2 protein-coding genes and 1 pseudogene are annotated in these 2,866 nt (G+C 69.2%); all 3 read right to left on the bottom strand.

Features of this window, described 5'->3' with window-relative positions:
* On the bottom strand, positions 1-1,182 hold a 1,182-nt coding region (locus ACXJKR_RS28865), incomplete at its 3' end, for a hypothetical protein (protein ID WP_457325770.1).
* 188 nt (positions 1,183-1,370) lie between these two features.
* Positions 1,371-2,432, bottom strand: coding sequence for a cupin-like domain-containing protein (locus ACXJKR_RS28870; RefSeq protein WP_056194500.1), 1,062 nt, complete (start codon positions 2,430-2,432; stop codon positions 1,371-1,373).
* Positions 2,433-2,574: 142 nt separating this feature from the next.
* A pseudogene (locus ACXJKR_RS28875) lies at positions 2,575-2,866 on the bottom strand (alpha/beta hydrolase); the annotation flags it as partial.

Here is a 2,866-nt window from a genome sequence, read left to right on the forward strand (position 1 = left end):
CTGCATCGCCGCCTCGTAGGCTTGCGGGTAGTCGTGGGCGAAGGCCAGCTCCTCGGCCAGCAGGCCCTGGACGTCAGCCGCGTTGGCGGCCATGCCGGGTGTCGCGGTGAAGACGGCGATGGCCTTGCGTATCCAATCGAGGCCGCCGGGCCGCCCCAGCCGGTTCAGGGCAATGCCCTTGTTGACCCAGCAGATCCAAAGTGACTCCTTGTCGCCGCTGCGCTCCACGAGGGGCATGGCCTCCTCGGCAAAGCTCAGCGCGGCGCGGTAGTCCTTCTTCTGCAGGGCGACGTCGGCCAGGTTGGTCGCTGCGACGGCGAGGTTGTAGTTCCTCAATTCGTCCCGCGCGGTGGCCCGGGCCTTGAGCAGCGCTTCATGCTGTTCGTCGGGGCGCCCGAGCAGGCCGAGAAAATAACCCTTGCGCAGGTAGTAGCTGGACAGAGCGGAGCGATCCCCTGCGGCCTCAGAGACGTCGATGGCCCGTTGCACCGTGCGCAACGCTTCGTCGACGCGACCGGAACGCGAATGCACGAGGGCCATGTAAGTCAGCGCCTGCGCGAACTCGTAGACGGCGTCGGGGCGCTCATCGAGGATGCGCAAGGCCTGCGTCAACAGCTCCGTGGCCTCGGGCAGCCGGCCGACGCCAAACGTGGCGATGCCGGCAAGCCGCCAGATGTCCGCCGCGATCAGTCGCGCGTCGGCATTCGCTGCGTCCCTCGCCAGCGCTGGCAGCTGGGGGGCGATGCTCTGGTAGCGCTTGAGCACGTCGTCGTGGCGGTGCGCATCCACCAGCGCCATCATCTCCAACCGGTCGAAATGCAGCCGTTCCTGCTCGTCGCGAGCTTCCCGCCGGCCGATGCCGGCCTGGGCGACGGCCTCCTCCGTCCGGTCCAGGCGGTCCAGGTCGCGCACCAGGCGCGTACGCAGCCAGCGGCGATCCTCGGGCGCCAACCCGGCTGCTGCGAGCGCCTGTTGGGCCAGTTCGATCGAAGCGGCAGGCCGCCGGCGGTCGTCCGAGGCGATCCTGGCCTTCAGCTCGGCGATGTCCAGGGCGGGCGCCCGGGCGCCGGGAGCGGAGGCCGCACTTGTCGCCGCAGCCGCCTGAGCCTGGCCGGCGACCGGCGTGCCGAAGGCTGCGCATCCGGCCAACAGGGCGGCCGCCAGCCGCGCAGCGGGTCGCATGGCAGTCCTTCCGATGCGAGACCGGTCCGTTCGAATATTTCTTTGCGCCATAGTCGGCGAATGCGCGCCCTCGATGCCGGGGCAGCTCCGCTGGCCAAGTCTATGGTGGTCTCCGCTGCCGCGCACCGCTGCCGTTGCCTTTGGAAAAACGGATGCGTGCAGCTTTCCTCGCTCGGGGTGCTCCTGAGCTACCAGTTGCCGATGCTCGGGTTCACATAGCTGAACTCGTTGGGCACGCCGGTATCGAAGTTGGTGTACGAGAAGGACATGCTCATCTCCAGCGATGACACCTGGTGCCACCAGCCCAGCGGCAGGAAGAGGGTGTCGCCGGGCTCCAGCACCGTCTCCAGCACGACGGCCTCGCGCAGCCGCGGGTAGCGGGCGTAGTCGGGGGCATCCAGGTCGATGGGGCTGTAGACGCCCATGCGGTTGTAGAGCGCCGGCGTCTGCAGCGGCGACACGAAGCGCCAGCGTTTGCGGCCGACCACCTGGGTGTGGAAGAGCATCAGCGTGTCGTGATGCAGTGGCGTGCGCGTGCCCGCCGGGCCGAACCAGAAGGAGGCGGCCGTGTGCAGCAGCGCCGGATCGCAGATGGGCGGCATGCGGCCGATGTCCTGCAGCAGCGGCATGAACTCGGGCCGGCGCAGCATCTCGTCGTTGGCCGTCAGGTAATGGTCGTTGGTGGCGCCGCCGCTGACGACGAGATCGACGAACTGCGACACCTTCATGCGCTGGCGCAGCTTCTCCTTGTTCTGCTCGAACAGGGTGTCGGTGTTGCGGCCCACCTGCACGTCGACCTCCAGATGGCCGAAGCGCTGGCTCAGGTCGGCCGGCGACCAGCGGCGCATGGCCGGCCAGTCCTCGGCGATGTCCGTCAGCACGACGGGCCGGCAGCCGTAGACATAGCGTGCCAGGAACTCCTCGCGGCCCACGCCGCGGCGCTTCTCGACGACGGCGTAGTTGGGGTCCTGCTGCCAGACTTTCTGCAGATTGCCGCAGACCGACTCCAGCTTGCGCAGCATCTGCTGGTGGCGGCGAGCGGCCTGGAAGACCGGGTCCTGGTCGATCTGGCCGATGGCGGCGGCGGCGGTCTCGGTGTCCTGGCCGGCCGTGACCATGGTGTCCAGCATGGAGGCGGGCGCGCAGTCCCAGAGCCGGTTGTCGGCCAGCCATTGCAGCCAGTCGGGCGTCAGGTCGAGCAGGGCTGCCGGCCGGGGCCGGGGCGGAGGCTTGATCGGAGAAAGCGTCATGGCGGCAAGGGTGGAAGCGGGCCAGCGAGCGGCATTGTGGGCCTGCTGCAACTGGTATTGCCGGGCGGAAGTTAGGGGCCCGCCCTGCCTTCACGACGGGGACCACCTCTGGCGGCCGGCTGGTACGCGGCAGCTGTCGCGATCATGGCTTCAACCAGCGCTGCAGTTGATCCAGCACGGCGGCGTCAGTCTGCAGGCCCAGATGGCCCAGACCGGTGAAGAGGGCGGTGTCGGTGAAGGCGAGGCGGCGCGCCGGTGAGCGGTGCTGGCCCAGCGCACTGGCCACAGGCACCAGGCCGTCGCCGAGCCAGCGAGCGGGTGAGCCGCTGGCGGACTTGGACGTGGTGGCTGCCACGGCGTAGCAGGCCACGCCCTCGGGCAGCGGCAAGGCACTGGCCTTGCCGGCATCCGCTTCAAGCAGGCTGGCATGGCGC

This window comes from Roseateles sp. P5_E11 (assembly GCF_054049355.1).